General features: G+C 65.7%; 4 protein-coding genes and 1 pseudogene. 3 read left to right on the forward strand and 2 right to left on the reverse strand.

Annotation, left to right across the window (positions count from 1 at the left end; genetic code table 11):
• The first annotated feature begins 143 nt into the window (after positions 1-143).
• Positions 144-698, forward strand: coding sequence for a telomere-protecting terminal protein Tpg (gene tpg, locus ACTWQE_RS33760; protein ID WP_443332910.1), 555 nt, complete (start codon positions 144-146; stop codon positions 696-698).
• Between the two features lie 386 nt (positions 699-1,084).
• Here the strand turns inward: tpg and ACTWQE_RS33765 are convergent, their stop codons facing one another.
• Together ACTWQE_RS33765 and ACTWQE_RS33770 are read right to left on the reverse strand one after the other, a co-directional pair.
• Positions 1,085-1,438, reverse strand: coding sequence for a hypothetical protein (locus ACTWQE_RS33765; RefSeq protein WP_443332911.1), 354 nt, complete (start codon positions 1,436-1,438; stop codon positions 1,085-1,087).
• A gap of 516 nt (positions 1,439-1,954) precedes the next feature.
• Positions 1,955-2,848, reverse strand: coding sequence for a universal stress protein (locus ACTWQE_RS33770; protein WP_443332912.1), 894 nt, complete (start codon positions 2,846-2,848; stop codon positions 1,955-1,957).
• A 331-nt stretch (positions 2,849-3,179) separates the two neighbouring features.
• Here ACTWQE_RS33770 and ACTWQE_RS33775 point away from each other — a divergent pair.
• Together ACTWQE_RS33775 and ACTWQE_RS33780 are read left to right on the forward strand one after the other, a co-directional pair.
• Positions 3,180-3,497: pseudogene (locus ACTWQE_RS33775) on the forward strand (universal stress protein); the annotation flags it as partial.
• Between the two features lie 70 nt (positions 3,498-3,567).
• The coding region (locus tag ACTWQE_RS33780) for an SDR family oxidoreductase (RefSeq protein ID WP_443332913.1) at positions 3,568-3,972 on the forward strand (405 nt) is incomplete at its 3' end.

The following is a 3,972-nucleotide window of genomic DNA, read 5'->3' on the forward strand; positions in this document are numbered from 1 at the left end:
TCCGCCTCGGTCCCACACCGGGCCTGTGCAAGGTCGAAGGGGTGCAGGGGATGGCGTGGGCGGTGGACCTGATGGAGCAGGGCTACAACCCCGCCCGCCACATCAAGGGCGGCGACGCCGTCATGGACGAAGGAGAGTAGCCCGTGACGGATATCCACGACGCCCTCCACCGCGCCGACCAGGAGGTCTTCACCCGCGAGCCACCCAAGGGCCTCCAGGCCCGCATCAACTTCCTCCTCAAGCAGCTCAAGACCACCCGGGCCATCGCCCAGGAACTCGGGGTCACCCAGCGGTCGGTGGAGCGCTACCGCACCGGCGAGCGCAAGAAGCCGCCCAAAGACATCGCGGACCGGATCGAGGCAGCCGTCCGCGCCCGCTGGCAGCCACAGGTCCGCAAGCGCCGCCGGAAGCAGGCCGCCACCAGCACCGGCATCACCGTGGAGACCCGCGCCCGCTTCGGCTACACCGCCCCCATCGGCACCACCGACGACGGCCGCATCCGACGGCTGACCGTCCACCTCCCCCCGGCCTACGCCGCCCGCCTCTTCGACGCCAGAGAACAGGGCGCCACCGACCAGCAGATGCGCACAATCGTCGCCGAAGGACTCCAGGAAATCTATTTCAAGGACGGCGGACGCCGCGCCGCCGACCTCGAAGTCGCATTCACCGACATCGACTACGTCGACCTCTCCTTCTAAAAGGAGCACGCCATGCCTGAGGGGTTAACTGATAATGAGCCGAAGCGCGATGGGTGTCATATAGGCAGGGTTGTTGTCACCGGGGCGCCAGCACGTGACAAGCATGTTCACCGACGGGGTACTCGTGCGCAGCTCAGGCGGTCGACAGGGCACCGGAGCTGGTGACAACAGCCGTGCCTTCCACGCTGCTGGTGACAAGCAGCGCGCCGACCTGGTGACAACTGTTGTGCTTCGCCGCTCCGAAGCTGCAGGTCAGCCACCGCCGGTGGTGACACCCATCGTGCTTCGGCACACTGATAAATGAGCCGAGGCATGCTCCCTGGCACCAAGACCGCCGAGCGCATCCGGGGATAGTGCGGATCCGGGGACCTCAGTCCCTGGTCAGCTCACGACGTCCAGACTGGGTCGTCCGGAGCCGGCCGCCCAGAGAAGCGTCGGAGTGGATCTCCTGCAAGCGAGAGCTGGTGGCGTGCGACGGTGATGAAGTTGTTCTGCGCTGATACCACACGCGAGCGCAGAACGAGCCAGTTCTCCTCGGGGGTCAGACCACGTTTGACGATGATGTGGAGACGCCATATCTGCTCATCAAGTGCGTGCGCGGCTTCCGCAATGTCCTTGTCAGCGACAAGGTTCACCATGCTCAGGGCCTCGTTCCACGGTCGCCAGTCGATGGTGGTTGGGAGCACCACACCTTGCGGGACGGAGTCAGGGCGACTGGCTTCCATCTCGCTGAGGTCCACGAGTACACCTGATGATTCGCGCAGTACACGCGCGCACGTGGCCGCCACCTGGTCTCGGACCCAGTGCCTGTCTTGTGCCCTCCTGCTGACCACACTCCCCGCGAACACACCGATCAGTGTGGTCGCGACGGCTCCGGCAGGGGCGGCTAACAAGCTCCACAGCGTGGACATGGGACTCAGTTTGGCGTTCTGCAGGATGGACCCGCAGGTGTATCCACAGCGCATGACAGAGCGGTGACAGAAGACCCTGCCTCACAGGGCACTTGTGACAAGTAGCGCGACGAGCAAATGACAACATAGGTGCATCCACTGTGAATTGACACAGGTCGGCCGTGTCCCTGCGGTGACACCTATCGTGCTTCGGCACAGATAAAGAGTGGGCGCGGATCCGTCGCTGGCATCCCTTCCGGAAACAGCTGTGGCTCTACTACCCGGCAGCACGGGATGCCGACTTCCGGGCCCTGCGGCCCGCTTCCGTGTTCATGGCTGGGAGGAGGGCAGAGGCGAGTCTTCAAGTCACCGCGAGGCCGCTAGGTTCTCACGGTGTGGTACTACTGCGACGGGGCAGGCGGCGTGGTGCAAAGCGGCGTGAGCGGCTGAGCCGATACGGCCCCCGATGGGGGAGCGGTGTACCCGTCGGCCGAGGACGAGCAGTTGTGCCCGGGTGGAAGCCGACAGCAGCACTTGCCCCGCGCTTCCCATTTCGACGTGCGGGATCACCGTGACGGTGGGGTACTTCTTGCGCCAGGGATCGAGCGCGTGCTCCAGCGCTTTTTTCTCGAACGGTTCCAGTCCTCCGGCTTCGTCGGCAAGACGCATCGATCCTGGGCTGTAGGCGAAGATGGGCGGCAGGCTCCAGGCCCGCACCGCTCGCAGCGTTGCGCCGCGGGCTGCGGCCGCTTCGAAGGCGAACTCCAGTACATGGTCACTGTCCTCCGGCTGGCCCTGCTGTCCCACGACGACTTCCCTGCCTCCCGCTTCCTCGGTGCCCGCATCAGGAGCCCGGACGGAGACCACCGGGCAGGAGGCGGCAGCGATCACCTGCTGACCGTAGGAGCCGAGCAGAAATCCGGCGAGAGCCCCGTGCCCCCGGGAGCCGAGCACGAGCATGCCCGCCCGCTCAGCTTCGGACAGCAGAGCGGCAACTGCTGCTGCTGATACCACCTCTGCGGTTACTGGCACGTCCGGATACCGGTTGGCCACGCGTGTCTCTGCCTCCCGAATAACGGCATGGGCGGACCGGCCCTGCGCTTCCTCGTCCTGGACGACCGGTACGTCCAGGGGCTGCCAGAGCCAGGCGTGCACGATGCGGAGCGGCAGCCCGCGGAGCGCGGCTTCACGGGCTGCCCATTCGGCGGCGGCCAGGCTTTCGGGAGATCCGTCCACTCCTGTGACGACGGCTCGGGTCATAAGGGTGCCTCCATAGGCGTTTGACGGGCACGGCCACTCAATCAGCCCCGTTCCCCCCAGCATGGGCGATGTAGGGGCACTACGACTGCCCAGTTCGAACATACGGACCCGTTTCAGCCTTGCCGCCCGCAGGCTGTGCTGCACCGCCGGGCCCGCCAGTCCTGCCGTCCGGGGGCCGATGCTCTCCGAAGCAGGGCCGCATGGCCCGCTCTGTCACGGGATGTCAGTCCCAACACCCCCGATGAGGAGGACAAGCACGTCTGGCACCGTCACCGTCGGCCTCGACGGGGCGCGGAAGAGCCTTGCCGCCGCGGAGTAGGCCGCCTACCAGGCGGTGAGCCGGGCAGTACCCTTGCATCTGCTTCAAGCGTGGGACCTTGAAGTCTGCGCCGACTCCCATTGTGTCGACGTGGACACGGTGCGGGGCTGGGGCGAGCGGTCGCTCCATAGCGCGCAGAGGCGCTTGCGACGCCGCTACCCGAGCCTGCACGTGGAATCGACTTGGATCGCCGCAGACCCGGTCGCCGTGCTGTGCACTGCGGGGAATGAGGCAGAGCTGCTGGTGCTGGGCTCTCGTGGCCTGAGGGGCCACCTTGCGGGGTCTGTGTCCCTGGCTGTGCTCGCACGTCGGCCGAATGTACGACCCTGACCTCACACCAAACGCCGATATAGGAATCATGTGCCATATTGCGAACGCATCTCCCGACGAAAGGCATGTCATGAAGTTCGCGGTCATCGGCGGTACCGGGCTGATCGGGTCGCAGGTCGTCAAGAATCTGAACGTCGCCGGGCACGAGGCGGTACCGCACTCACTGTCCACCGGAATCGACGTCATCAGCGGCCAGGGGCTGGACGAGGCGGTGGCGGGGGCCGACGTCATCGTTAACCTGACGAACTCCCCGACCTTCGACGAAGCCTCCCTGGCCTTCTTCCAGACCTCGATGGAAAACCTTCTGGCCGCGGGCCAGAAGAGTGGTGTCCGGCATTTCGTTATTCTCTCGATCGTCGGCGTGGACCAGGTGCCTGAGCTGGACTACTACCGGGCCAAGGCGCTCCAGGAGGACATCCTCGCGGCCGGACCGATCCCCTACTCGATCGTCCGCGCGACGCAGTTCATGGAATTC

The organism is Streptomyces sp. 8N706 (genome assembly GCF_052245415.1).
Classification (GTDB): Bacteria; Actinomycetota; Actinomycetes; order Streptomycetales; family Streptomycetaceae; genus Streptomyces.